20 protein-coding genes are annotated in these 26,920 nt (G+C 70.9%); 10 read left to right on the top strand and 10 right to left on the bottom strand.

Annotated features, from left to right (window positions below):
• Positions 1–146: 146 nt before the first annotated feature.
• Entirely contained in the window at positions 147–1,559 is a 1,413-nt protein-coding gene (hflX, locus tag Aut01nite_RS36100; protein WP_043528852.1) for a GTPase HflX, read from the bottom strand.
• Positions 1,560–1,714: 155 nt separating this feature from the next.
• Between hflX and Aut01nite_RS36095 the strand changes: the two genes are divergently transcribed.
• Complete coding sequence (locus tag Aut01nite_RS36095; protein WP_043532477.1) at positions 1,715–3,175, top strand: NAD-dependent malic enzyme; 1,461 nt, start codon at positions 1,715–1,717, stop codon at positions 3,173–3,175.
• 46 nt (positions 3,176–3,221) lie between these two features.
• On the opposite strand, the gene dapF is transcribed toward Aut01nite_RS36095, so the two are convergent.
• Together dapF and miaA are read right to left on the bottom strand one after the other, a co-directional pair.
• On the bottom strand, positions 3,222–4,067 hold the full coding sequence (gene dapF, locus Aut01nite_RS36090) for a diaminopimelate epimerase (protein ID WP_043532479.1): 846 nt from the start codon (positions 4,065–4,067) through the stop codon (positions 3,222–3,224).
• A gap of 7 nt (positions 4,068–4,074) precedes the next feature.
• Positions 4,075–4,980 (bottom strand): tRNA (adenosine(37)-N6)-dimethylallyltransferase MiaA, encoded by a 906-nt coding sequence (gene miaA / locus Aut01nite_RS36085; RefSeq protein WP_043532711.1) that lies wholly within the window; start codon positions 4,978–4,980, stop codon positions 4,075–4,077.
• Positions 4,981–5,162: 182 nt separating this feature from the next.
• On the opposite strand from miaA, the gene Aut01nite_RS36080 reads away from it, so the two are divergent.
• From Aut01nite_RS36080 to Aut01nite_RS36065, 4 genes are all read left to right on the top strand, one after another.
• Complete coding sequence (locus Aut01nite_RS36080; protein ID WP_043532482.1) at positions 5,163–6,371, top strand: DUF349 domain-containing protein; 1,209 nt, start codon at positions 5,163–5,165, stop codon at positions 6,369–6,371.
• 416 nt (positions 6,372–6,787) lie between these two features.
• Positions 6,788–8,698, top strand: a complete 1,911-nt coding sequence (locus Aut01nite_RS36075; RefSeq protein WP_052164523.1) for an SCO2524 family protein — start codon at positions 6,788–6,790, stop codon at positions 8,696–8,698.
• Complete coding sequence (locus tag Aut01nite_RS36070) at positions 8,698–9,642, top strand: SCO2523 family variant P-loop protein (protein ID WP_043532486.1); 945 nt, start codon at positions 8,698–8,700, stop codon at positions 9,640–9,642. The genes Aut01nite_RS36075 and Aut01nite_RS36070 overlap by 1 nt, the downstream gene beginning before the upstream one ends.
• Positions 9,639–10,601: an SCO2522 family protein gene (locus Aut01nite_RS36065; protein WP_043532488.1), complete on the top strand. Its 963-nt coding sequence runs from the start codon at positions 9,639–9,641 to the stop codon at positions 10,599–10,601. Before Aut01nite_RS36070 ends, Aut01nite_RS36065 begins: the two co-directional genes overlap by 4 nt.
• A 31-nt stretch (positions 10,602–10,632) precedes the next feature.
• On the opposite strand, the gene Aut01nite_RS36060 is transcribed toward Aut01nite_RS36065, so the two are convergent.
• A complete protein-coding gene (locus Aut01nite_RS36060) occupies positions 10,633–14,853 on the bottom strand; it encodes a HEAT repeat domain-containing protein (protein WP_043532490.1) in 4,221 nt (1,406 codons plus the stop codon).
• 88 nt (positions 14,854–14,941) lie between these two features.
• Positions 14,942–15,916: an FAD-dependent oxidoreductase gene (locus tag Aut01nite_RS36055; RefSeq protein ID WP_043532492.1), complete on the bottom strand. Its 975-nt coding sequence runs from the start codon at positions 15,914–15,916 to the stop codon at positions 14,942–14,944.
• 223 nt (positions 15,917–16,139) lie between these two features.
• On the opposite strand from Aut01nite_RS36055, the gene Aut01nite_RS36050 reads away from it, so the two are divergent.
• On the top strand, positions 16,140–17,132 hold the full coding sequence (locus Aut01nite_RS36050; protein WP_052164524.1) for an SCO2521 family protein: 993 nt from the start codon (positions 16,140–16,142) through the stop codon (positions 17,130–17,132).
• Here the strand turns inward: Aut01nite_RS36050 and Aut01nite_RS36045 are convergent.
• From Aut01nite_RS36045 to Aut01nite_RS36030, 4 genes are read right to left on the bottom strand one after another with little or no spacing between them, the layout of a single operon-like run.
• On the bottom strand, positions 17,069–17,563 hold the full coding sequence (locus tag Aut01nite_RS36045; protein WP_204037875.1) for a TIR domain-containing protein: 495 nt from the start codon (positions 17,561–17,563) through the stop codon (positions 17,069–17,071). The two genes, Aut01nite_RS36050 and Aut01nite_RS36045, sit on opposite strands and share 64 nt — an antisense overlap.
• Entirely contained in the window at positions 17,560–19,368 is a 1,809-nt protein-coding gene (locus tag Aut01nite_RS36040; protein ID WP_043532496.1) for an NAD-binding protein, read from the bottom strand. The genes Aut01nite_RS36045 and Aut01nite_RS36040 overlap by 4 nt, the downstream gene beginning before the upstream one ends.
• Positions 19,369–19,391: 23 nt before the next feature.
• On the bottom strand, positions 19,392–20,879 hold the full coding sequence (miaB, locus tag Aut01nite_RS36035; protein WP_043532498.1) for a tRNA (N6-isopentenyl adenosine(37)-C2)-methylthiotransferase MiaB: 1,488 nt from the start codon (positions 20,877–20,879) through the stop codon (positions 19,392–19,394).
• Positions 20,880–20,900: 21 nt separating this feature from the next.
• Positions 20,901–21,365 carry a hypothetical protein gene (locus Aut01nite_RS36030; RefSeq protein ID WP_236643143.1) on the bottom strand — a complete coding sequence of 155 codons (465 nt, stop codon included), beginning with the start codon at positions 21,363–21,365 and terminating at the stop codon, positions 20,901–20,903.
• 138 nt (positions 21,366–21,503) lie between these two features.
• Between Aut01nite_RS36030 and Aut01nite_RS36025 the strand changes: the two genes are divergently transcribed.
• The 4 genes from Aut01nite_RS36025 (at position 21,504) to Aut01nite_RS36010 (ending at position 24,824) form a co-directional block, all read left to right on the top strand.
• A complete protein-coding gene (locus Aut01nite_RS36025; RefSeq protein ID WP_043532503.1) occupies positions 21,504–22,247 on the top strand; it encodes an amino acid ABC transporter ATP-binding protein in 744 nt (247 codons plus the stop codon).
• A 55-nt stretch (positions 22,248–22,302) separates the two neighbouring features.
• Complete coding sequence (locus Aut01nite_RS36020) at positions 22,303–23,244, top strand: glutamate ABC transporter substrate-binding protein (protein ID WP_043532505.1); 942 nt, start codon at positions 22,303–22,305, stop codon at positions 23,242–23,244.
• Positions 23,245–23,313: 69 nt separating this feature from the next.
• Positions 23,314–23,970: an amino acid ABC transporter permease gene (locus Aut01nite_RS36015; protein WP_043532507.1), complete on the top strand. Its 657-nt coding sequence runs from the start codon at positions 23,314–23,316 to the stop codon at positions 23,968–23,970.
• Complete coding sequence (locus Aut01nite_RS36010) at positions 23,967–24,824, top strand: amino acid ABC transporter permease (RefSeq protein WP_043532715.1); 858 nt, start codon at positions 23,967–23,969, stop codon at positions 24,822–24,824. The genes Aut01nite_RS36015 and Aut01nite_RS36010 overlap by 4 nt, the downstream gene beginning before the upstream one ends.
• A 7-nt stretch (positions 24,825–24,831) precedes the next feature.
• Here the strand turns inward: Aut01nite_RS36010 and rny are convergent, their stop codons facing one another.
• Positions 24,832–26,559, bottom strand: coding sequence for a ribonuclease Y (gene rny / locus Aut01nite_RS36005; RefSeq protein ID WP_043532509.1), 1,728 nt, complete (start codon positions 26,557–26,559; stop codon positions 24,832–24,834).
• Positions 26,560–26,920: the final 361 nt, after the last annotated feature.

Below are 26,920 nucleotides of genomic sequence, written 5' to 3'. Positions count from 1 at the left end.
ACAGTGTCGCACGCAACGTCTCATGCCGGTATCACGTGTGGATCAAAGCACGGCGGCGGGGAAGCCGTGGATCAGGGCAACCGCAGAGAAAGGCCGCGACCAGCCCCTTTCGGGACCGGCCGCGGCTTTTCGCATCGACGCGGAGATCAGGCCCGGAAGCCGGACAGCTCCGCGGCGAACTGCTCGTCGACCCGGACGGTCAGCTCGGTGCCGTCGTCCAGGTGCCGGGACTGCAGCACCTGGCCGGATCGGTGGATCCGGGCCACCAGGTCGCCCCGGTCGTACGGAATCAGGATCCGCATCTCGACCGCGGGCCGCGGCAGCCGGTCGGCGATCGCCTTGTGCAGCTCGGCGATCCCGGTCCCGGATCGGGCGGACACGAAGACCGCGTCCGGCCAGGCCCGCTTCAGCCGGAGGACGGTCTCCTCGTCGGCCGCGTCGACCTTGTTGATCACGAGCAGCTCGGGCAGCCGGTCGGCGCCGACCTCGCCGAGCACCTCGCGGACCGCGCTGACCTGACCCTCCGGGTCCGGGTGGGCGCCGTCGACGACGTGCACCACCAGGTCCGACTGGGCCACCTCCTCCAGCGTCGAGCGGAACGCCTCGACGATCTGGTGCGGCAGGTGCCGGACGAAACCGACCGTGTCGGAGAGGGTGAAGACCCGCCCGTCCTCCGCGGCGGTGCGCCTGGTGGTCGGGTCGAGGGTGGCGAACAACGCGTTCTCCACCAGCACGCCCGCCTGCGTCAGCCGGTTCAGCAGGCTCGACTTGCCGGCGTTCGTGTAACCGGCGATCGCCACGGCCGGGATCCCGTTGGCGACACGACGGGAGCGCTTCGTCTCCCGTACCGTCTTCATGGCCTTGATCTCACGCCGCAGTTTCGCGATGCGGGTGTTGATGCGCCGGCGGTCGGTCTCCAGCTTGGTCTCACCGGGACCACGCGTGCCGACGCCACCGCCGCCCGAGCCGCCACCCGCGCCGCCGCCCTGACGAGACAGCGACTCACCCCAGCCGCGCAGCCGGGGCAGAAGATATTGCAGCTGGGCCAGCTCGACCTGGGCCTTGCCCTCGCGGCTCTTGGCGTGCTGGGCGAAGATGTCGAGGATCAGGGCGGTCCGGTCGACCACCTTGACCTTGACCTGCTGCTCCAGGTTGCGCAGCTGGGACGGCGACAGCTCGCCGTCGCAGATGACCGTGTCCGCGCCGGTCATGACGACCACGTCGCGGAGCTCGTCGACCTTGCCGCGGCCGATGAAGGTGGCCGCGTCGGGCTGCTTGCGGCGCTGGATCAGACCCTCCAGCACCTGGGATCCGGCGGTCTCGGCGAGCGCCGCCAGCTCGGTCAGGGAATTGTCGGCATCTTCCACACTTCCTTCGGTCCACACTCCGACCAGCACGACTCGTTCGAGCCGCAACTGCCGGTACTCGACCTCGGTGACGTCGGTCAGCTCGGTGGAAAGACCGGCCACCCGCCTGAGCGAGTGCCGCTCCTCGAGCTCCAAATCCCCGGTCGTGGGATCCAGCTCGTCAAGGACGGGTGTCTGGTACGTGTTTCGCAAAAGTGACCTCCTCCGCACGATCGTGGCACGTCGTGCGGGCGCTTGCATCCAGATAACGGGGCCTAACTCACGGGTAACCACCGCGAGGGGATCGAACATTCCGCGCGAGCGACAATTCACTCTGCTCATCACCCACCAACGTCGGAGGGAAAACCGTGGTGACCACCCGCCTGCCCAGCGCAGGATTCTCGATCACGATCCGTATCGCTGTGACCGCGGACGCCTCGTCCATCGGCCGGCTCACCACCTGTGTCGGCGAGGCCGGTGCGATCGTGACGGCCCTGGACGTGGTGGACTCCGACGCCACCCATGTGATCGTCGACCTCACCTGCGACACCGCCGACGCCGCGCACGCCGACCAGGTCGTCAAGCAGCTCGAGGACCAGGACGGCGTGGACGTCCGGAAGGTCTCCGACCGGACCTTCCTGCTGCACCTGGGCGGCAAGATCGAAGTGTCGTCGAAGGTCGCGCTGCGTAACCGGGACGAGCTGTCCCGGGCGTACACCCCGGGGGTCGCCCGGGTCTGCATGGCGATCGCGGAGAACCCGGCGGACGCCCGCCGTCTCACCATCAAGCGCAACACGGTCGCCGTGGTCAGCGACGGCTCGGCCGTCCTCGGACTGGGCAACATCGGCCCGGCCGCCGCGATGCCGGTGATGGAGGGCAAGGCCGCGCTGTTCAAGCGGTTCGGCGGGGTGGACGCCTGGCCGGTCGTGCTGGACACGCAGGACACCGACGAGATCGTGGCGATCGTGAAGGCGATCGCCCCGGCCTACGGCGGCATCAACCTGGAGGACATCGCGGCGCCGCGGTGCTTCGAGATCGAGGCGCGGCTGCGCGAGCTGCTGGACATCCCGGTCTTCCACGACGACCAGCACGGCACCGCGATCTGCGTGCTGGCGGCGCTGACCAACGCGCTGCGGGTGGTCGGCAAGCGGATGGAGGACGTCAAGGTGGTGGTCTCCGGCGCGGGCGCGGCCGGCACGGCGATCATGAAGCTGCTGATGCGGCAGGGCGTGGGCGACATCATCGCGTACGACCGGAAGGGCGCCCTGCACCGCGGGATGCCCGGCCTCAACGAGTCGATGCAGTGGCTGGCCGACCACACCAACAAGGAGAACTACTCCGGCGACCTGCCCGGCGCGATCGTCGGCGCGGACGTCTTCATCGGCGTCTCCGCGCCGAACCTGCTGACCGGCGACGACATCGCCCGGATGGCGGACAGGTCGATCGTGTTCGCGATGGCCAACCCGGACCCGGAGGTCGACCCGCGGGAGGCCCGCAAGCACGCCGCGGTCGTCGCCACCGGCCGCTCCGACCAGCCCAACCAGATCAACAACGTGCTCGCCTTCCCCGGCGTCTTCCGCGGCATGCTGGACGTCAGCGCCGAGGAGTTCACCGAGGAGATGGCGCTGGCGGCGGCCCGCGCGATCGCCGACGTGGTCGGTGAGGACAAGCTCAACCCGACGGTGATCATCCCGAGCGTCTTCGACGCCCGGGTCACCCCGGCGGTGGCGGCGGCGATCCGGGCGGTGGTCAAGGGTGGTCAGGCCCCGGCCAACCCCGCCGCGGTTCCGGAGAGCGAGCTGGCGCAGGCCCCGGAGACGACCTTCTGAGACCTTTCGGGGGTACGGGTGCGAGCGCTCGTACCCCCCGCGGTCGTCAGAGAACCGCGTCCGGATCCACGTCGCCCTCGGCGACCAGCACCGCCGGGCCCTCCAGCCACCAGGACCCGTCGGGCTCGCAGGTCACCACGAGCCGGCCGCCGAGCACGTCCACCGCGACCGAGCCGGTGGTCAGGCCGGCGTCGCGCAGCGCGACCGCGCCGACGGCGAGCGCGCCGGTGCCGCACGACTGGGTCTCGCCCGACCCGCGCTCATGCACCCGCATCCGGACGTGCAGGTCGAGGCCGTTGAGCGGCTCGGCGGGCTCGACGAACTCGACGTTGACCCCGGCCGGGAAGACCGCGAGGTCGTGCAGCGGCGCCCGGGTGAGGTCGAGGGCCGCCAGCGCCACCCCGTCGTGCAGGCCGCAGACCAGGTGCGGGTTCCCGCAGTCGACGGCGACGCCGGGGACGGTCAGGGCTCCGATGGTGGCGGTGCTTCCGGCGTACACCCGCGGGGTCGTCAACCGGGTGCGGATCGTGCCGTCACCGATCTCGGTGCGCAGCACCCCCGCCCTGGTCGCCACCGGCAGGCCGGACGGGCCCGGCGTGGCGAGGCCGTGGGTGAGCAGGTAGCGGACGAAGACCCGCAGGCCGTTGCCGCACATCTCGGCGATCGAGCCGTCGCTGTTGCGGTAGTCCATGAACCACTCGGCCTCGGCGGCCTGCTCGGCCGCCTCCGGGTGCTTGGCGCTGCGCACCACCCGGATCACGCCGTCGCCGCCGATGCCCTTGCGGCGGTCGCAGAGCGCCGCGACGAGGCCGGGCGTCAGCTCCAGCTCGCCGTCGGGATCCGCGACGACGACGAAGTCGTTGCCGGTGCCGTGCCCCTTGGTGAAACGCATCGGACCATCATCGCGCAAGCCGGAGAGCGTCCGCCACGAGCTTCTCGTCGCCTCCGTCCAGCCAGGTGATCGAGGGGTCACGGCGGAACCAGGAACGCTGGCGGCGCACGAACCGGCGGGTGCCCTGGACGGTGTCCGCTTTCGCCTGCTCCTCGGTGAGCAGGCCGTCGATCTGGGCCAGCGCCTGCTGGTAACCGAGCGCCCGGGAGGCGGTCCGGCCGTCGCGCAGGCCGTCCAGGCCACGGACCTCGCCGATCAGGCCGGCCGCCCACATGAGATCGACCCGCAGCGCGATCCGCTCGTCCAGGACGGCGGTCTCCCGGTCCACGCCGATCTGCACCGTGTCGTAGACCGGCCGCGGATCCGGCAGGCTGGCGGTGAACGGCCGCCCGGTCAGCTCGATGACCTCCAGCGCGCGGACGATCCGGCGGCCGTTGGACGGCAGGATCCGCTCCGCGGCGTCGGGGTCGCGCTCGCGCAGCCGGTCGTGCAGGACCGCCGGGCCGGTCACGGTCAGCTCCTCCTCCAGCCGGGCGCGGACCGCGGGGTCGGTGCCGGGGAACTCGAAGTCCTCACACACCGCCCGCACGTACAGCCCGGATCCGCCGACCAGCAGGGGCACCCGGCCCCGGGCGAGGATGCCGTCGATCGCCGCGCGGGCCAGCCGCTGGTACTCCGCGACCGCCGCGGGCTCCCGGACGTCCCAGATGTCGAGCAGATGATGGGGGATTCCCTCGCGCTCGGCGGGGGTCAACTTGGCGGTGCCGATGTCCATGCCCCGGTAGAGCTGCATGGAGTCGGCGTTGACCACCTCCCCGCCCAGCTCATGGGCGAGCGCGATGCTCAGCGCGGACTTGCCGGCCGCCGTCGGGCCGACCACCGTGACGACTCGCTGACCTGTCCGGAACGACACCGGCCAACCGTAGGACACCGTTTCGTCACGGTCGTCAGCGGGAGCTTTCCCCTGACCGGGTTGGACCTGTGACAATGCGCGAGAAAGAATGCCGGTTGGAGATTGGCATTCAGACTGCGCTATGGCGGTTGCCGCGGGCCCGGGCTCCGGGTCGTGACGCCGGGAAGAACGAGGATGAGCTCATGAACGACTGGACGGCCTTCGGGCGCGTGGATGCCGACGGCACCGTGTACGTGAAGACCGCCGAGGGCGACCGGGTGGTCGGCTCGTGGCAGGCCGGCACCCCCGAGGAGGGCCTGGCCCACTTCGCCCGGCGATTCGAGGACCTGGTGACCGAGGTCGACCTCGTCGAGGCTCGCCTCAAGTCGGGCGCGGCGGACGCGGCCCATTCCCTGACCAGCGTCAAGCGGCTGCGCACGACGCTGGACGAGGCGCACGTCGTCGGCGACATCGACGGTCTCGCCACCCGGCTGGAGAAACTGGCCGCCCTGGCCGAGGAGAAGGCCGGTGAGGCCCGGGCCGCTCGCGAGGTCGCCCGCACCGAGGCGCTCGCCCGTAAGACCGCCCTGGTCGAGGAGGCGGAGACGATCGCCGCCGAGGCGACCGGGTGGAAGACGGCCGGCGACCGCCTCAAGGAGATCCTCGACGAGTGGAAGACCATCCGCGGCGTCGACAAGAAGACCGACGGCGAGCTGTGGAAGCGTTTCGCCGCCGCCCGGGACGGCTTCACCCGCCGCCGCGGCGCCCACTTCGCCACCCTCGACGGCCAGCGCAAGCAGGCGCAGACCGCCAAGGAGGAGCTGGTCAAGGAGGCGGAGAGCCTGGCGTCCTCGACCGAGTGGTCGAGCACGGCGAACCGGCTCAAGGACCTGATGACCGAGTGGAAGGCGGCGCCGCGCGCCGCCAAGGAGGCCGAGCAGCGTCTCTGGGAACGCTTCCGGGCCGCTCAGGACGCGTTCTTCACCCGGCGCAGCGAGGTCTTCTCCGCCCGTGACGCGGAATACCAGGGCAACCTGGAGAAGAAGCAGGCCATCCTGGCCGAGCTCGAGGCCGTCGACGTGGACGCGGACGCCCGCGCCGCGCAGAACAGGTTGCGCGACGCCCAGGCCGCCTGGCACGAGGCCGGCCGCGTGCCGCGGGAGGCGTCGGCTTCGCTGGACCGCCGCTGGCGGGCCGCCGAGGAGCGGATCCGGGTCGCGATGGACTCGGCGTGGCGCAAGACCGCACCACAGGACAACCCGCTGCTGCGCCAGATGCGCGACCAGGTGGCCGAGGCCGAGCAGCGGCTGGAGCGGGCGAAGGCCGCGGGCGACGCCCGGCGGATCAAGGAGGCCGAGCAGGCGCTCGCCTCGAAGAAGCAGTTCCTCGCCCTGGCCGAGCAGGCCAACTGACGCGAGTCGAGTCGGCGAGACGAAGGCGGTGGCCCGGTGGGCCGCCGCCTTCGGCGTTCACGGGGTACACCGTGGGCTTTTCCGGGGCCCCTCAAGGGGTCGGCGGAACGGCTCGATCCGCTTGCCGCACATCTGGTCCGTTTTGCGGATAGTGGCAGGTATTCGCCCTCAGTAGATGATCTTGAGGGCAAATCACGGCTCTGTCTCATTCTGTGCATCACGCGATCCGGTCGTGCCCGTTCGGTCGTTTGCTTGACTGATGCGCCATCATGGGTTCGTCGGCCGGTTTGTCGGCCATCGGCACCGACCGCCAAGAGTTTCCGCCTCAGCTCCGCGGCCGGCCGACCCGACGGCACGTCGGGACACCCTCGGTATTGCCCTGTAGTCAGCGGAGATGGTGGTGCGCCCCGGTGAGGATGGAACCGCGCGAGCATCTGCTCGAGATCTGGCGAGCGACCGCCCGTTCGTGCTGGCGGGACGGCGAATGGCACTGGGGCGGCCGGGACGGCTCGAACTCGATCAGTGACGCCGAGCAGTTGCTCTGCGTGCTGCTGCCCGCCACCCAGATCCCCAGCTTCGGCCTGGACCGGCCGGACACCACGGTGGAGAGCATGCTCGAGGCGCTGCGGCCGCTGGGCGACGAGAAGACCATCCCGATGGAGCTGGTCCGGATCGCCACGCAGTACTTCTCGCGGTACTCCGAGAAGGAGACCGGGCGCCCGATCTTCGCCGGCGGCAGCTACTACACCACCCTGACCGACGGCGAGATCCTCACCGCGGAGCAGCGCGACCGGGACATCGTCGACTCGTACGCGATCTCGGTGACCCTCTCCCTGGCCACCATCGGTTTCGTCCGGATCTTCCGGCAGGCGGTCTCCCGCGAGGAGCGCCGGCGCGAGCTGCGACGGCTGGAGCGGTTGGCCAGCGCCCGGCTCACCGCCGCCATGGTCGGCCTGCTGCGCAGCTTCTCCACCCACGTCTTCGAGCCCGAGGACGATCCGGGCCAGGTCCTGCTCCGCACGCTCAACCGCACCGGCGAGCCGACCAAGACGGTGGTCCGGCGGTTCCGCGACGCCCTGCAGGAGACCATCGCGTCGTTCGGCGAGGTGCTCATCGGATCGGGGCAGACGAAGGAGCTGGAGAGCGGCAACCGGCTCTTCGAGTGCGGCTGGTCCTGGAGCGTCGTGCGCGACGCCCCGGAGGTCGAGCTGGAGCAGAAGAAGACCGAGCCGACCGGCCCCGACGACGTCGGCCAGGAGATCTACGACGAGATCGGCGAGCAGCCCTCCGGCATCGCCGAGAACAAGCCGTACCTGTACTTCACCGTGGTGGCGGTCGACGCCATCGCGGACCTCTTCTCCGAGCGGACCCGTGTGCTGGGCCTGCTCAACGAGGAGCAGCAGCGGCTCTCCCGCGCCCTCCAGCTGCGCTGGGACCTGACCCTCAGTTACTGGGCGACGGTCGCGACCTTCGGTGACGGGCAGGTCTGGCCGCTGGAGGACCCGCCCTGGCAGACCACCGACCGACTGCGCAGCGAGTACTACACCCTCCTGGTGACCTCCATCGTGGTCAAGGACCTGGAGCGCCGCCGTGGCGCGGACAACCTGCTCGCCCGGATCGGCACGGTCCTGGCCGACCTGGCCAACGAGGGGCGGGTGACCCGGCAGTCCCGGGACAGCGACTCCGGGATCCGGCTGCACTCCCCCGGCCTGCTGGTCCCGCTCGAGCGGGGCGACGAGGACCAGCCGAACGGCAAGGTCAAGAAGGGCGAGGTCCAGCCGGTCTGGCTGGTCACCGAGTTCGCCTCGCTGCTGCTGCAGCGCGCGATCGTGATCGCCGGCCTGCTCACCGACGTGGAACAGCGCGCCGTCCTGATGCGACTCGCCGACCGGATCTGGGACCACCTCGTCCGGCGCCGGCTGACCGGGCCCGCCCACCTCAACCTCTGGGATCAGCCGTCCAACGTCTTCGAGGGAATCTCCGACTTCAAGGAGCCCTCCTGGTACTACACCGAGCGCGTGGTGCAGGGACTGGTCAGCACCGCGAACCTGCTCAGCCGGGAGCCGCTCGTCAACGATCGTTCGGTGATCCGCAGTTACGACCTGCTCTACGAGGCGGAGCACCTGTACGACATGGAGCTCATGAGGGGCTCCTCGGAAGCCAGCCCCCGAGTGAAGGACACCTTGACCAATATCCGGAGCAGATTAGAGCGGGCGCGCAGGATCATCGCGATTCGCCCGGGTTCCGCCGGGGCCCTCGCCACCGGCATCCTCCAGGACCTCGACGGACTCGACGCGGTCCGCCGGACGGACGGCACGGGGTTCTGATGTTCATCTTCGCCGCGTCCGACAAGGGCGGCACCGGGCGGTCGGTGACCAGCAGCAACCTGCTGTACCGGAGCGCCCTGCAGGGCAATGACGTCTGCTACCTCGACTTCGACTTCGGTTCACCGACCGCGGGCGCGATCTTCGGGATCGAGCGTGCCGAGAACGGCATCACCGACGGCACCGGCATGCACAGCTACCTGCAGCGCACCGTCTACCAGCCCGCCAAGATCGACGTCTGGGCGGAGACCGACCGGCCCGCTGTCCGGCACCGCCCGGCCGGCGCCGGCCGGCTCATCCTGCTGCCCGGCGACGTCGGCGGCGGTGACTTCGTCGACGTCGGCGGCGACGCGGTGAGCGTCAAGCGGCAGGCCCTGGTGGACCAGTGTCTCGACCTGTTCCTCAAGCTGAACGCCGAGTTCAGTCTCTGCCTCATCGATCTGAGCGCGGGCCGCAACCTGGCGGTCGAGCTGGCCCTCCGGGTCACCGCGGCGCCGGCCATGCGCAACATCACCAGCCGGTGGCTGGTCTTCCACCGGTGGACCCGGCAGCACGTGGTGGCCGCCGGCAACCTCGTCGCCGGCCCGCGGGGCCTTCGGGAGAGCGCCGAGAAATTCGGCCACGACCCGGAGGAGTTCATGGACAATCTGCGATTCGTGCGGACCGCCATCATCGACCCCACGACCGAGACCCAGCGGGGCCTGAGCGCCAAGCAGGGCATCTGGCTGCACGACAGCAACGAGCGACTGAACAAGCTGGCCGGCGATCACCACGTCGGGCGCAGTCGCCTGTTGGGCTCCGTGCCTCTCGATCCCATGCTGCAATGGCAGGAGCAGTTGATTACGGACAGCGAGGTGGCGGACGGTATCGCCAACCCGAAGACGCGGGACGCCTTCAACGAGCTGGCCGGCCGCATCGTGGAGCAGAAGGCCTGGGAGACACTATGACGACGATCACAGCCCAGCCGTTGGTCACCTTCCGTGAGAAGAGCGCCGGGGAGGCTCCCCAGTCGGTCCCCTTCTCCCACCTGTCGCTGGAGGTGGGACACCTCTACATGGAGGACTTCGCCCTCGGGCGCAAGCATCTCGACGCGTACTTCAAACGGGTCGCCCGCTGGGTCGACGCGGCCCGGGACATCGGCGCCGACCGGCACGGCAAGAGCCGCCCGCGGATCTCCACCTGCTTCCTGATCGACGACTACTTCAGCCAGCTCGGCACCCCGGCCGACCTGATCGAGATGGTCCTCGCGGCCGCCGGCGAGAACGGGCTGACCATCGACTACCTGGCCCGGGAGTCGGCCTGCGCCAAGGCCGGCGACATCGACCTGGCCCGGCTGGTACGCGACCAACTGGTGGCCGAGCCGATCCCCGGGGCGAACGGCAGCCGCCCGCCGCTGATGGACACCGGATGGCTCTCCAACGGCCAGAACTCCTCGGTCCTGGAGAGCCCGCTGGCGATGTCGGCCAACCGGTGGCGGCCCGCCCTGCAGAACGCGGTGAACCGGCATTCGATCTTCGTCGACGTCGAGCTGTGGGACGACGAGAACATCTGGTCCTGCGCCTACCTCGCCGCGGTCTGGCAGTTGCTGCGCCTCGGCGTGCTGCGCAACAAGGACCGTCAGGTGGTCGAGCCGGTGCGGATGCCGGCGTCCCTGCCCCGGGACTGGACCGAACTGCCGGCCGTGATGCAGGTCAACGAGCGGGCCACCCCGTTCACCGCGTACCGCACCTTCTCCATCCTGGGCAGCCGGTTCGTGGAGACCGAGGTCGCCACCCGGGTGGTCCTCGGCCAGGTCCCGATCGCCGAGAAGGTGATGAACCAGGTGCTCACCCGCAGCCGGGCCGAGGGCATCGACCTGCCCAAGGACATCCTGGAGCGCACCGAGTACCTCTTCATCAGCGACTGACCCACCCCCGCCGGGCTGCCGGGGGACGGGCTCAGACCGCGTCCCCCGGGCGCCCGCCGAGCAGGCGCTTGGCGGTGGCCCGGACGAAATGGTCGGTGTCGTCGGTCCGCTCCGCGAGCACCGCGCGGACCTCGGGCAGGTCGGCCACCACGGTGAGCGCCTCCACGGCCGCCCGGCGCACCTCACGGTTCTCCGTCCGCGCCTGCCGCAGCACCGCGTCGCGGCCCTCCTCGTCGGTGGCCAGGCGGGCGGCGAGCAGCCGGATGATCGTGCACCGCAGATGCGCGTCCGCGTCGTCCAGCCGCGGGATGAGCAGGCGCGGAACCTCGTCCATGCCGAGCGCCAGACCCGCCTGCGCGGCCGCGACGACCACCTCGGTGTCGCCGTCCCGGCGCAGCCGATCCTGGATGATCTCCTGCGCCCCGGCGAACCCGGCGGCCGAGGCGAGCAGGGCCACCGCGGCCGAACGGACCTGCGGATTGGGGTCGTCGGCGGCCCGGGCGGCGATGATCGGCCACAGTTCCGCGGCGCCGCCGGAGTGCGCGAGAGCGGCCACCGCGGCGGCGGCGAACACCTCGCCCACGGTGTCGCTGGTGGTGCGGTCCTGGAAGACGGCGACCAGGTCGATGCCGCGTGGCCGGCTCTCCTCGAGCGCCTCCACCGCGGCCAGCCGGATCTGCGGGTGGTGCCGGGCCGCGGTCAGCTCGACCAGTCGCCGCCCGACCGTCTCGTCGAGGTCCCGGCCGGCCAGGCCGCGGGTGGCGGCGGCCCGGACCCGCATGTCGGTGTCCACCATCGGGACCCGGGCCAGGATCGCCGTGGCGGCCAGGTCCGGATCCCGGCTGAGCGCCTGCACGGCGACCAGCCGGACCTGCGCCGACGAGTCGTGCGTGACGATGTGGCCGAAGACCGCGCGCCCCCGGTCGCCGGGCGAGCGGCTGCTGAGCGCCTCGGCGGCGGCCAGCCGCACCGCCGGGGCCGAGTCGTGCTGGGCGGCCACGGCCAGGACCTGATCGGTACGCCGGTCGGTCTGGCACACCTCGTTGAGCATCCGCACGACGACCAGCCGGATCACTTCGTCCGGCTCGCTCTCCCATCGGTCCACCAGGGCACCGCAGAGCGCGGTGTACGGCCCGTCGACGCGCGCGCCGAGCACCCCGGCGGCCTCCCGCACCACCGCGCCGTCCGGGTCGCGCCGAACGCGTTCGACCAGCTCCGGTTCGTGCCCGAACTGCCCGAGCAGGCGGACCGCGACCCGGCGCACGCCGCCGGCCGGATCGTCGCCGAGCCGCTCGGCCAGCACCCGGCGCACCTGGTCGGTGACCGCCCGGCGGGGTAGCAGCGCCCGCGCCGCCAGCTCGACCACCTCGGCGTCGTCGTCCCCCCGCACGGCGGTGAGCAGCGCGGTCTCCACCGGCGTGCGGATCTGGCGGTCCCGGGTGAGGACCTGGACCGCGGCCACCCGCACCGCGGTGTGCCGGTTCTCGTGCAGCAGGCCGAGCAGCACGTCGTCGGTCTCCCGGTCGGCGTGGAAGCGGTCGCCGAGGGCCTGCACGGCGGCCAGCCGGGCGTCGGCGAAGCTCTCCTTCAGGACCATCTGCAACAGCACCGCGTGGATCTTCGGGTCGGTGCCGGCGACGGCGCCGAGCGCCCTGGCCGCGGCGAGCCGGACCACCGCCCGGGGATCGGCGCGGTCGCCGCTGGCCGTCTCGATCAGGCGGCGTTTCGCCAGCGTGACGTCCACCCGGTACTCCCCGCGGTAGGAGCGGCGGACCAGTTCGCCGAGGCCGGCCACCGCCGCGCACACCACCCGGACGTCGTCGGCGGTGTCCATCAGGTCGGTGAGCACCTCGTCGATGCGGTCCTCCTGACTCGCCATCATGGCGGCGACCCGGGCCGCGTACGACGCCGCGGGGTTCACCACCAGACGGCAGCCGTACTCGGCGTACCAGGCCAGGTAGGTCTGCGCCTGGCGGGCCGGCCACTGCGGGCCGATCGCCTCGATCGCGGGCAGGATCTCCTCGCCGAGCAGGGCGATCGCCGCCGGGTCCTGGGCCCGGGCACAGTAGTCGATCACCTTGATGATGTGATGCAGGGTCAGCTCCACGGCCCGGCCGGTCTGGCTCAGCGGGCGGATCACGGCCAGGCACTGCACGGCGAGCGCGACGTTCCACGGCGGCGGGGGCGGGTCCTGGGCGGCGGTGGTCCGGGGCGGCCACTCCGGGTAGGCGCCGGTGACCAGGAACCGCACCAGATCGGCGGCGAGCGGGGCGTGCAGCTCACCGGCCACCAGCCGGAGCACCTCCCGCCACGCCGGGTCGTGCCAGCGCTCTTGGAAGAGCTGGACCACCCGCTCGAACGACCACTCGCTGGTGTGCTGCACCTTGCGGACGATCGCCCAGGCGCAGAAGAACTCCAGGAAGGTACGGTGCACGAAGCCGTACCCGCCGTCGGTGTACCGGCTCAGGATGAAACTGCGCTCGCGGAGCTGGCCGATCACCACGACGGCCGCCTCGACCGCGGCGGTGGTCCGCAGGTTGTAATGGTCCTCCAGGTAATCGGCGAGGCGCCGTTTCAGCTGCTCACGGCCGACGTAACCGGCGTTCAGGCCGTCCAGGCCGAACTGCATCGCGTAGGCGAGCTGGCGCAGCACCTCCCGCTTGTCCTCGGCGTCGACGAACGCCGCGCCGGGCACCCGGTCGTCCAGGTGCCGGATGTTGTCCCACCGCTCGACCAGCGCGTTGGCCGCCTGGTTGTAAAGCTGCCAGCGGTGTTTCGGCAGCATCCGGTGCTGGCCGATGATGGCCAGGATGCTCAGCAGCATCGGGTTGCCGGCCAGCTCGGTCAGCTCGCGGGACTGCCGGATCGCGGCGCCGACCAGGTCCCGGCGGCGGGCCGCCTCCACCGGACGGTCCGGCTGGGTCAGCCGGAACCAGCGGTCGAGGAACTCCGAGGTGTGCCGGGAGTCGAAGTCCTGCAGCGTGTAGTGGGCGAAGCCGGCGCCGCTGAGGATGCGGCGCTGGTACTCGGCGAGGCGGGAGGTGACGATGATCCGGGCCCGGGGGAAGGTCCCGGCGAACGCGGCGATCTGGCCGGCGATGTCGTCGCGGACCCGAGCGTCGAGGATCTCGTCCAGCCCGTCGAAGATCACCACGGCCGGCTCGTTGCGGCTCAGATGGTTGCGCAGCGCCTCCGGCTCGTGCTGGTAGCCGTCGGTGTCGGCGCGCCGGGCCAGGTAGTCCAGGAAGGTCCGGCACTCACCGGAGGAGTACGCCGCCGCGTAGAGCCGGACCTCGACCAGGATCGGCAGGTGCCCGGCCAGGTGCCGGAGCCGGTCGTCGGGGCGCTCCCAGGTCAGCGCGAGGGCGAGGTAACGGACCACCGCCGACTTGCCCGCGCCGGGCTCGCCGAGCAGCACGAACCGCTGCTGCTCCACGCCGGGCAGCACGTCCAGGACCAGTTGCAGGGGCCGGTTCTGGTACGCCGTGTAGAAGCGCACCAGGTCGGCCACCTCCGGGTCCTCGGCGACGGCGCCGCGCCCGCGGACCGTGGCGTCCAGCTCGTGCCGCAGCGGGCGGGGCAGCTCCGGCGGCTGTTCGGCCCGGACGTACGGCTCCACGAAGACCGAGGAGAGCTGGGCCCGGGCGTACCCGTCCGGCTGGTTCTCGGAGAGGGCGTCCAGGTCGAGGTCGCCGTACTGCTGGCGGAGCCGTTCGAAGTAGCGCTCGCGGGACTCGTCGTCGAGCCCCTCGCCGGGAACCGGGCCGGGCGGGAGCGCCGGCTCGGGCACGGCGTGCGAGAGATAGCGGGTGACCGCGGCGACCACCTGGAGGGCCAGGTTCTCGTCGTTGGTGAAGAAGCTGCACAGGTGGTCACGGGCGACGGTCTTGCGCAGATCGGCCACGGCGGCCGCGTCGGCGCCGCGGTCCACGTATTTCACCGGCCACAGTGCATCCTCGTCGAGGAGGAAGATCAGGCACTGTTTGCCGAGGTGGACAGCGTGCTCGTACTCCAGGTGGGTGATCGATTTGGTGTGGCCGGGCGGGCGGTAACCGTACCGCCAGGCGAAGATGCCGATGTAGAGGTCGCATCCGGCGACGTCCTCCAGGCAGCGCTCCAGCGGGGCCCGGCCCTCGGCGACGTACACCTCCATCGTCCGATAGTTCATCTCCAGCTGGGAGAGGGCGGACTGGACCGCGGCCCGGCATTCCCGGAGATCCTCGAACGTGGCGGAGATATACGCTCTGGTCAACCGCTTCCCCCCTCGGCGGAGCACACGCGAGTCCAGCGTATGCCGCCTGCGCCAGGATCGGGGACCGTCATCGCCGTCGATGCATGGCTCATGCCACGCGGGACCACACGGCATGCTCCTCCAGCAGCGCCGCGACCTCGTGGGCGCATCCCCAGGAGACGGTCACCCCGCCACCGCCGTGCCCGTAGTTGTGGATCACCAGGTGACCGTCCACGACGGCCGGCTCCACCCGGATCCGGCGGCGCATCGGGCGGTACCCGGCACGGGATTCGAGCACCCGGGCGTCGGCCAGGCCCGGTTTGATCGCCGCGCACCGGGCGATGATGCCGTCGACCACCTCGGGAGCCGGGCGCTGCGGCTCACCCGGCGGCTCCAGCGTGCTGCCCAGCACCACCCGGTCGCCGTGCGGGATGAAGTAGGTGAGGTCGGGGGCCTCGCCGTGCTCCGCGAAGAACTCCTTGATGCCCGGGTTCTCCACCACCACGATCCGGCCGCGCATCGGGCGCACCTCGTCGTCGGCGGCCAGTGTGCGGGCGCCGCCGCCACTGCAGTTCACGATCACCCGGGCCCGGCCGTACAGCTCCCGCAACGACCGGATCGCGGTCCGCTCGATCCGGCCGCCGGCGTCCCGCAGCCGGGCGAGCAGATAGCGCGAGTACACCGGCATGTCGGTGGCCGCCGTGGTGTAACGCCAGCCCGAGCGGAACCCGTCGGGAAGCTGCGGCACGTCGCAGACCTCCAGGTCACCGGTGTACCGCAGCCAGGAGTGCGGGCGGATCTCCGCACGGGCGGCCTCGATCCCGCGCACCATCGTCACCCCGGACGCCGGGTCGGCGGCCAGCTCCCGGAACACCGCCAGGGACTCCCGGGCCCACCGCTCGGCGTCGGTGTGGTCGACCAGGAACGGCCCCCACATGGCACCGGCCGCGCACGAACTGGTGGCCGGGGGGAACTCGCGGGCGACGACGGTCACCTTCACTCCGCGCCACGCCAGACACAGCGCGGTGGTGAGGCCACAGACGCCGGCGCCGACCACGATGGCATCGACGTTCGTATAGGTCACTCCATGACACTAGATGGTTACTCCACCGCGGGGGTACTGCCCAAATTTCGCCCCTCCGGCTGACCCTCCCACCGCCTGCGGTGGCCAGCGCTTATGCTCCCTTGCGCGGAATCGCGCCCGGCCAGGCCCTGTCTGATCCGCGTTTGCCCCGCCGGGTCCGGGACCGTCACGATGGAACCGGCGGCCGCCTGCCCGGCGCTCCATCGCCGTACGCGGAGGAATCATGTTGGCCTTCGGAGAAGTCCAGACCGGACTCCTGCAGCACTCGACGCCGCTGTCCCGCGAGCGCACCGGCGAGATCCTCGACCTCGTGATGGGCGAACGGGTCCGGCTGTCCGACCGCCCCATCGCCTACGCCCTCTCCCCCGACCGGCTGCACGGCGTCGACTGTCCCCTCCCGACCGTGCCCGGCAGCCGCACCCGCGCCGTCGGCACCGTCGTCGCGCACGCCACCATCGTCGGCGGGCATGTCGCCCAAGGCTCGTCGTACGCCCGGGTCACCGCCTCCTCGACGACCCGCCGCCTGGCCTGGTCGCACTATCTGGCGAACCCGGGCCGGATCGAGACGATCGGCCGGTTCCGCCAGCCCGCCCTGGTGGCGGGCGTGCTCAACCCGGCCGAGGGCAGCCCGGCGCTGGACGTCGGCGCGGTCGCCGGCCGGATGCTGGACACCGTGCAACGCTCACCGCTGCTCGACCACCGGCCCGCCGTCCGCGCCCCGCGGGTCCGCCTGCGCTGGGTGGCCGAGCTCGATCAGAGCGAGATGAGCGGCACGTACACCATCGACGCCGACGACTTCCGCACCCTGCACATCACCACACCGGGTGACGACCTCGCCTCGGTGGTCGCGCTCTGTGAGGACCTGGCGCTGCACGACTGGCTCCTGACCACCCTGGTGAGCCTGCTCGACTCCACCCTGACCAGCCATCGCAGCCGGGCCCAGAAGATCGCCCGGCTCCAGCCCGCGGTGGATCACCTGCTGCACCTCTGGATGCCCGCCGCCCGGGTGGCCGACCATCTGGCGCCGATGTGGGAGGCGCTGGAGCACCGGCCGGGCTTCTCCCGGCAGTGGGAGGCGTCGGTGACGCGGGTCCGGGATCAGCTCACCATGAGCGCGCTGACGATGCTGCGCCCCTCGGGCGGCTACGTGGATCAGCCGACCGGGACGGGCGCCACGGTGACCCCACGCCGGGCGCCGGCCGGCCAGACCACCTGAACCGGCTTGTCCATGGCACGGGCCCAGGCCACCGTCTCCGCGGTGCCGCCGCGCACCCCGGCGGAGGTGCCGTCCCAGACGGCGATCAGCAGGTCACAGCGCTCCACCACGATGCTGCTGGCGATCTCATAGGACGCCTCGGGCGGGCCCGGCTCGGCCACCCGGGTGACATCGCGGGCACTCGCCAGCAGGGATCGCAACTCTCGATCGGACTCCGGGTCGGGCAGGTCCGCGGGCACCGGGAGCACCACGTCGAACGTGCCGCCGCAGGCCTGGAGCGCCTCGGCGAAGAGCCGGTCGGAACCCTCGGCCAGGCAGGTGACACCGTGCGGGGCTGGTTGGGCGGAGAGCAGGCGGACCAGCTCAGCGAGAACCAGCCGGGGGGTGGGGGGCCGCAGCCGGATGTGGCCGGTGATGCCGATCGTCGTCACAGGGGCTCCCGCCGTCGTCCTGCCGGGTTCATCGCCCGGTTCCCTCCAGTGTCCGTCAGGCGCACCACCCGGAACCCGGCGTCCCTCAGGATCTGCGGAATCTCCAGCACCGCGGCGCGACATTTGGCACGCCCCTCCGGCCCGAGGTCCTCCCAGGCGACCAGATCGGGCGACTCACGGCGTACCGGATCATGCTTGTCGCCGCGCACCCACCCGTTGCCGCGCGCCGACGCCGACCACCGCTCCTGCTCGCGCCGGGCCAGCATCTCGACCTCCGCCTCGGTGAAGGAGAAGTCGTCGTCCGCGCCGTCGGCGGGGACGACGGCGCACCCGGCCAGGTGGAGTTTCGTCCCGAAGTCACCGGCCTGCAGACGGTTCGAGCGGCGCAGCTCCCCGGTCAGCTCGGACCACGGGCGCAGCGCCGGGGTGCTGCCCAGCTCGGCGCCGCGGCGCAGGCAGTCGTCGACGAACCGCTCGTGGATCAGCCGGCCCAGCCGCTCGGAGAGGTCGTCGGCGATCAGCTCCGGATCGCAGCCGGCCGCGACCGCCGAGAAGAGCTTGACCCGACCGTCGATCGGATCCAGCAGGGGGTGCCCGCGCTGGTGGCGGCTGAACGCCTCGGAGATCGAGGCGAGCGCGTCCACCACCACGACGATGTCGCCGGAGACCCGGCCCCACAGCCGATGCTCGCGCAACGCCAGCTCCAGGCCCTCCCGGTCGTCGTCGAAGCAGAGGAAGGCCCGGTCGTAACCGGCCCGGCCCGGATCGTCGAGGAGGGCGGTCACCTCGGTCTCGTAGGCGTTCACCCGGCAGCCGTCCAGCACCACCTCGTGCCGCCGGGTGAGCCGGTCCCGCAACCGGATCGCGTCCCGGGAGACCAGATCGACGGCGACCCGCTGTTGCGGGGTGGACCGCCGCAGCCGCCAGTGCCGGGCGATCTCCACGATCAGCGACTGCACCAGCGAGGAATCGCCGGTGACCAGGATCCGGGGCACCCGGTCCGGCCGGCTCGGCAGCGGCTGCTGGTCGAGCAGGACGTGCACGGCCAACTGGTCCAGGTGGAAGAAGTCCAGCCGCTGGCCCGGCACGTGCGGCACGCCGAGCCGCCGGGCCTGCAGGGTAAGCGCCCAGTCCGGCTCGTGGATCTGGGCGTAGATCCCGATGTCGTTGCGGGGCAGGGCCATCCGGGCGGCGGCCGCGGCGATCTCCAGATTGGCCGCGCTGGTCTCCGCGCAGGCGTAGAGCAGCGCGGCCCGCGGCACACCGGCGCCGCGCAGCACGTCCGGGTCACGGGCGTCGCCGTTCACCCCGAGCAGGCCACGGCGGCGCAGTTCGAGCGGGCCGATCGGCTGCGCACGCACCACCACCACCCGCTCGCCGCTCAGGTGCAGGCGGTGCGCCAGGGTCCGGGCCACCGACGAGTCGCCGCAGACCACCACGTGCCCGCGGGACCGGCGGGCCCGCAGCCGGCGCATCTCCGCGGCGAGCAGGACCCGGGCCGCCTCGGCGAACGCGTACAGCGTGACGATCGGGGCGACGAACCGGGCCACCTGCAGGGCGGGCGGGAACTCGGTGCCGCCCTCGAGCGGGTCGGAACCGAGGACGAAGAGCTGCAGCGTGCCGTAGAGCAGGTTCAGCGGGTCCCGGTCGGCGACTCCCTGACCGGCGAGGTACTGATCCAGGCCGATGAAACCCAGCACCAGCGCCAGCACGCCGGCCAGCGCGAACAGGGCCCGCGTCACGGTGACCGCGGGCTGACCCGGATCGTCGCGCAGGGACAGCGGCGCGCGGGGAAAGGTGGCCATCGATCCACGATGGCACACCCCTTTTACAGCGCGCACCCCTCCGTGGCGGGCGGCAGCGGGGCAGGGACGCCGATGCTCGGCAGGCCGAGCGCAACCCCTTTGAGCTTGGGGGTACGGCCGGACTCCCACACGTCGCCCGCGCGGGTCCGCCGGTGGCTGAGCGGGTCACCGTCGGCGTTCAGGTGGTGCGGGGCGGCGTACGTGATGACGGTCTCGACGATGTCCCCCGGACGGGGAGCCAGGCCACCCGTCGAGAAGTGCACCAGACGGCCGTCACGGGCCCGCCCGCTCATCCGGCCGGTCCGCTCGTCCTTGCGGCCCTCGCCGACCGCGACCAGGACCTCGACCTTCTCCCCGACGAGCTTCTTGTTCTCCGCCCAGGTGATGTCCTCGAGGGTGGCGATCAGACGCTCGTACCGCGCTTGGACGACCGCCTTCGGCAGCTGATCGTCCATGGTGGCGGCGGGGGTGCCGGGACGCTTCGAGTACTGGAAGGTGAAGGCGCTGGAGAACCGGGCCTGGCGGACCACCTCGAGGGTCTGCTCGAAGTCCTCGTCGGTCTCGCCGGGGAAACCGACGATGATGTCGGTGGTGATCGCGGCGTCCGGCATGGCGGCCCGGACCTTCTCGATGATGCCGAGGTACTTCTCCTGGCGGTAGCTGCGGCGCATGGCCTTGAGCACCCGGTCGGAGCCGGACTGCAACGGCATGTGCAGCGAGTGGCAGACGTTCGGCGTCTCGGCCATCGCGGCGATCACGTCGTCGGTGAAGTCCTTCGGGTGCGGGCTGGTGAACCGGACCCGCTCCAGGCCCTCCACCTCGCCGCAGGCGCGCAGCAGCTTGCCGAAGGCGAGACGATCACCGAACTCGACACCGTAGGAGTTCACGTTCTGCCCGAGCAGGGTCACCTCCAGGACGCCCTCGGCGACCAGGGCACGGACCTCGGACAGGATGTCGCCGGGACGGCGGTCCTTCTCCTTGCCGCGCAGGCTCGGGACGATGCAGAAGGTGCACGTGTTGTTGCAGCCCACCGAGATGGAGACCCACCCCGCGTACGCCGACTCGCGCTTGGTCGGCAGCGTGGAGGGGAAGACCTCGAGCGACTCGAGGATCTCGACCTGCGCCTCCTCGTTGTGCCGGGCGCGCTCCAGCATCGCCGGCAGCGAGCCGATGTTGTGGGTGCCGAAGACGACGTCGACCCAGGGCGCCTTCTTGACGATGTCGCCCTTGTCCTTCTGGGCGAGGCAGCCGCCGACCGCGATCTGCATGCCGGGATTCTTCAGCTTCGTCGGGCGCAGATGGCCGAGGTTGCCGTAGAGGCGGTTGTCGGCGTTCTCCCGGACGGCGCAGGTGTTGAAGACGACCACGTCCGGCGCGTCGGCGTCAGTGGCGCGCACATAGCCGGCGTCCTCCATCAGGCCGGAGATCCGCTCGCTGTCGTGCACGTTCATCTGGCAGCCGTACGTGCGCACATCATAGGTGCGAGCGGCGCCCTGCATCTCGGTAGTCATGGCAATTGACCAGGCTACCCGCTAAGCGGCGGCGGGCCGCTCCGGTGTCGGGTCGGGTTTCCAGCGCGACCGGTCACAGCCGGCCGTGGTGGCACAGGCCGGGTCGGCGCCGGTGCACGGCCGGATGTGCCGTCGCTCCGGGCCGTCGTCGGTCTCCACCTCCTCGACGTGCACGGCCCGCAGCGTCCCGTCGGGCTCCGCCAGCACGTACCGCGAAGGGTTGAGGGTGTCGTCGGGCAGCAGCACCGCGGACCGCAACCGGACCGCCACCGCGCTCGCGACGGTCTCCTCGGCGACGCCGGACGGCGCCAGGTAGACATCGATCAGGGTGGGGAAGTCCCCTCCGACGTGATAGACATCGCAGAGCAGGTCGGCGCCGGGAACCAGGTCGTGCACCGGCCGTTCGAGGGCCCCGGCCAGAGCGCCGCGCACTCGATCGGGATCGATCCGTCCGGCGGCACACCAGTTCCACGGGCCTTCAGCCATGAACTCCATGGTGTGGACCTCTCCCTCCCCGCACGGCACGCGTTATCGCTCCGTGACCATTCTCGACACAATCCGATACGGACCTGCCCCTAGGGTGTGTCCATTCGAGTGAACCGACAACGAGCGGATGGACCAGGGGTGACAGGCGAGGCTCTCATCGTCCTTGAGAACGTCAACAAGTGGTTCGGGCCCTTGCACGTGCTGCAGGACGTTGACCTGTCCGTCGCGCGTGGCGAGGTGGTGGTGGTGATCGGGCCCTCCGGGTCCGGCAAGTCCACCCTGTGCCGCGCCATCAACCGGCTGGAGCCGATCGACTCCGGCACCATCGTCTTCGACGGGCGGGTGCTGCCGGCCGAGGGTCGTGGGCTGGCCAAGCTGCGCAGCGAGGTCGGCATGGTGTTCCAGTCGTTCAACCTCTTCGCGCACAAGAGCATCCTGCAGAACGTGATGCTCGGGCCGGTCAAGGTGCTCAAGCAGAAGCCGGCCGAGGTCCGCGACCGGGCCATGGCGCTGCTGGAGCGGGTCGGCATCGCCAACCAGGCCGAGAAGTACCCGGCCCAGCTCTCCGGCGGTCAGCAGCAGCGCGTCGCCATCGCGCGGGCGCTCGCCATGCAGCCCAAGGCGCTGCTCTTCGACGAGCCCACCAGCGCGCTCGACCCGGAGATGGTCGGCGAGGTGCTGGAGGTGATGACCTCACTCGCCCGTGAGGGCATGACCATGGTGGTCGTCACCCACGAGATGGGTTTCGCCAAGCACGCGGCCGACCGGGTCGTCTTCATGGCCGACGGTCAACTCGTCGAGCAGGCCACACCCGAGGAGTTCTTCGCCAACCCGCAGAGCGACCGGGCCAAGGACTTCCTCTCCAAGATCCTCACGCACTGAGCGCCTCGCGGGCCTGTCGCACGACGGCGGGCCTGATCCCAGAAGGAGTAGAGACATGCGATTCACTCGCGTAGCCGTACTGGCCACCGCCGCGGCTCTTACGTTCGGCCTGTCCGCCTGCGGCCAGGAGGGCACGCCCACCCCGAGCGGGGACGGCGGCGCCAGCGGCGCGGCGCCGGCCGGCGGCGACACCTGTCAGAGCTCGGGCACCACCTTCACCGCCGACACCGCGGCCGCGGTCGCCGGCAGCCCGACCTTCGACAAGATCAAGAACGCCGGCAAGGTCGTCATCGGCGTCAAGTTCGACCAGCCGAACCTGGGCTACAAGGACACCGCCGGCACCCGCTGCGGCTTCGACGTCGAGACCGCGCAGTACATCGCGTCGAAGCTGGGCATCGACCCGGCCAAGATCGAGTACAAGGAGATCCCGTCCGCCAACCGGGAGACCGCGATCAAGGGTGGCGAGATCGACTACTACGTCGGCACCTACTCGATCACCGACAAGCGCAAGGCCGACGTCTCCTTCGCCGGGCCGTACTTCGTCGCCGGCCAGGACCTGCTGGTCCGCAAGGACGAGACCGCGATCACCGGCAAGGACACCCTCAAGGGCAAGAAGGTCTGCTCCGCCACCGGCTCCACGCCGATCCAGCGGGTCCGCGACGAGAAGCTGACCGAGCCGGAGAACATCGTCGAGTTCAAGACCTACTCCGAGTGCGTCTCGCAGCTGCTCGACAAGAAGGTCGACGCCGTCACCACCGACGACGCGATCCTCAAGGGCTACGCCGCGCAGAGCCCGAGCGACCTGAAGGTCGTCGGCCAGCCGTTCAGCACCGAGAAGTACGGCATCGGCCTGCCGCGTGACGACAAGGCGTTCCGCGACTTCGTCAACGACAAGCTGGAGGCCGGCTTCAAGGACGGCACCTGGCAGAAGATCTACGACGGCACGCTGGGCAAGTCCGGCTCGCCGGCCACCCCGCCGACCCTCGAGCGCTACTGATCGACTTCGTTCCGGCCGGCGTCGGGTGGTCCGCCACCCGGCGCCGGCCGGTCCAGTTGAAGGACGGGCATGACGGAATTCTTCAGCGTACTGACGGACAACTGGCAACTGTTCCGTGACGGCTTCACCATGACGGTGCAGCTATTCCTCATCAGCGCGGTGGGCAGCCTGCTGCTCGGTACCCTGCTCGGCGCGTTCCGGGTCTCGCCGGTCCCCGCGCTGCGCTGGTTCGGCGCCGCCTACGTCAACCTCGTGCGCAACACCCCCCTGACGCTGGTCTTCGCGTTCCTGGTGTTCGCGGTACCGAAGCTGGACGTCAACCTCGACTATCCCCAGGCGGCCTTCACCGCCCTCACGGTCTACACCGCGGCGTTCATCTGCGAGGTCGTCCGCTCCGGCATCAACACGGTCGCCCCCGGCCAGGCCGAGGCGGCACGCGCCCTCGGCATGACCTTCCCCCAGGTGCTCGGCCAGATCGTGCTGCCGCAGGCGCTGCGGGCGATGGTGCCGCCGCTGGTCAGCGTCGAAGTCGCGATGTTGAAGAACACCACGGTGGCGGCCGGCTTCTCCGTGCTCGAGGCGGGAGCCATCCCGGCGTACATGGCCGAGCGTGGTGAACCCCAGTTCTACGTCCTGCTGTGGATCACCATCGGCTTCCTCATCCTGATCAGCCCGCTGGTGTTCCTGCAGCGGACCCTCGAGCGCAAGTGGGCGGTGGCGCGATGACCTCGGTGCTGTACGACCTGCCCGGCCCCAAGGCCCGGCGCCGCAACCTGATCATCGGCGTGGTCGCCAGCCTGGCGATCCTCGGCCTGCTCGCCTTCGTGGTCTACCGGTTCTGGGAGACCGGCCAGTTCGAGGCGCGGCGGTGGGACCAGTTCAAGTACGAAGCCGTACAGCTGGAACTGCTCAACGGCGTCTGGTTCACCCTCAAGGCGGCAGGCATCGCGACCGTGCTCGCGCTGCTGTTCGGCGCGGTCTTCGCCGCCGGCCGGCTCAGCGACCGCGCCGCCCTGCGCACCCCGGCGACAGCCGTGGTCGAGCTGTTCCGGGCCATCCCGCTGCTCATCCTGATCTTCTTCGGCTACTACGTGCCACTGCAGTACGGCTGGCCGATCGACAAGATGTGGGCGCTCATCATCGGCCTCACCCTGTACAACGGCTCGGTGCTCGCGGAGATCTTCCGCGCCGGCATCAACGCCGTGGCCAAAGGGCAGTCCGAGGCCGCGTACGCCGTCGGCATGCGCAAACACCAGGTGGTGCGGCTGATCCTGCTGCCCCAGGCGTTCCGGGCCATGCTGCCGGCCATCGTCAGCCAGCTCGTGGTCCTGCTCAAGGACACCGCGCTCGGCTTCATCATCACCTACCCGGAGCTGCTGACCGTCGGCAAGACGATCGGCGGGCGGCTCGCGTTCGGGCTCCCCTACGTTCCGGCGTACCTGGTCGTCGGGGCCATCTATCTCACCCTCTGCGGGCTGCTGTCGGTGCTGGCCTGGTGGCTGCAGCGGCACCTGACCCGCCTGCCCACGGCGAAAGCCGCGAAAGCGCTGCCGCTGACCGACGTGACCCGTCAGATCTGACGATCCGTCACCGGGCCAGCTCCGTCACCCTGGACTCACGTACCACGGTGACCCGGATCTGGCCCGGGTAGGTCAGCTCCTCCTCGATCTGCTTCGCCACATCACGGGCCAGGACCGCGGCACCGATGTCGTCGATGTCGTCCGGCCGCACCATGACCCGGATCTCGCGGCCGGCCTGCATCGCGAAGACCTTCTCCACCCCGGACTTGCCGCCGGCGATCTCCTCGATGCGTTCAAGCCTTTTGACGTACGCCTCCAGACTCTCCCGCCGGGCGCCCGGCCGCCCCCCGGAACACGCGTCCGAAGCCTGCGTCAGCACGGCCTCGATGGTCTGCGGCGGCACCTCGTTGTGATGCGCCTCGATGGCGTGCACGATGTCCTCGTGCTCGCCGTACTTACGGGCGAGATCCGCGCCGATCAGAGCGTGACTGCCCTCCACCTCGTGCGTGAGCGCCTTGCCGATGTCGTGCAGGAAGGCGGCCCGCTTCATCGTCGGCACGTCCAGGCCCAGCTCGGCGGCCATGATCCCGGCGATGTGCGCGGTCTCCACCAGATGCTTCAGGACGTTCTGCCCGTAACTGGTGCGGTACCGCAGCCGGCCCAGCAGCTTCACCATCTCCGGATGGATGCTGGTGATGCCCACATCGACCAGAGCCTCCTCAGCCGCCCGGTCACAGAGCCGCTCCACCTCGTTACGGGCGCTGTCGAAGACCTCCTCGATCCGGTGCGGGTGGATCCGGCCGTCCAGCACCAGCTTCTCCAGCGTCAGGCGACCCACCTCGCGGCGCACCGGATCGAAGCAGGACAACAACACCGCCTCCGGAGTGTCGTCGATGATCAGGTTGACGCCGGTGGTCGACTCGAACGCCCGGATGTTACGGCCCTCACGGCCGATGATCCGGCCCTTCATCTCGTCACTCGGCAGATGAAGCACGCTGACCACGCTCTCCGCGGTCTGCTCACTGGCGATCCGCTGAATCGCGTCCACCACGATGTGCCGGGCCCGGGTGTCGGCGGTGTTCCTCGCGTCCGTCTCGATGTCCCGAACCAGGATCGCGGCCTCCCGCTTCGCCTGACCCTCGATCGCCTCGATCAACTCGCCCTTCGCGGTGTCCGCGGTCAACCCGGCGATCCGCTCCAGCTCCCGGCGCTTCGCGGTCTCCGCCGCCTCCACCTGCGCCTCACGGCTCTTCAGCACCGACTCCCGCTTCGCCAGCTCGGTCTCCAGAGCGGCCAGGCGGCGCTCCCGCTCCACCAGGCGCTCCACCTCCTCGCCGTGCAGACGCTCCCGCTCGTCGATCCGGGCGGCGCGGCGCTCCACCTCAGCGGACTGCTCCTTCACCGTGGCATTGAGCAGGGCGATCTCGCGCTCACCCGAACGGCGGGCGGCGGCACGAACCTGCTCGGCATCCGCCTCGGCCTGCCGGTGGGCGTGCTCCAGAATGGTGTCGGCCTCGCTGTGCGCGGCCTCCAGGACACGGCGGGCCTCGGCCCGGGCGGCGCTCGCCTCAGCCTTCGCGGCGGCGGCCTCGGCACGTACCGAAGCGGCCTTGGCATTGGCGTCGGCAACCTTCGCCTGGGCGTCACCGACCGCCTGGTCCTGGCGATCCTGGGCGTCCTGACGGTCGGCGCGCAGCTGACGCAGCGCACGCGCCCCGAGAACCATCCCGCCTATCACCGACGCGCCGAGCACGATGATCGCAATCACGAGCACCCAGTCCAGCGGGGTGGTCATCTCGCCGCGTCTCCCTTCGCCGCCGGCGCGGTGCACACGCGCGCGGGCATCTCTGCGGGATGCCCGACCAAGGCAGCAGACCGCGGGCGGCACCGGCCCGGGGAGTACGCGCTCCGCCTTCGGCCACCCCGCGCCTCCAGTCTCCGTCCGAACGACACCGGCCGGTCCGTGCATCCGCCCGGCCGGGCAGCCTGCCGCTGGGCTGATCGCGGAGAAACCCGCGTCCAGCCCGGCCGTTCGAGGCGGCGCTTCACCGATTCGGCTGGTCACCGCCGTTTCGGCGGTCACCTTCCGGCTGCCGCCTTCCAGGCTCGGCTGGCGCCTTGCGGCTTCGGCCCTCCGGTTCCGGCTACCGCCTTCG

The sequence above is a fragment of the Actinoplanes utahensis genome, assembly GCF_016862455.1.
GTDB classification, from domain to species: domain Bacteria; phylum Actinomycetota; class Actinomycetes; order Mycobacteriales; family Micromonosporaceae; genus Actinoplanes; species Actinoplanes utahensis.
Note: the sequence above shows the minus strand (reverse complement) of the source record. Positions and strands in the feature narration are given on the sequence as shown.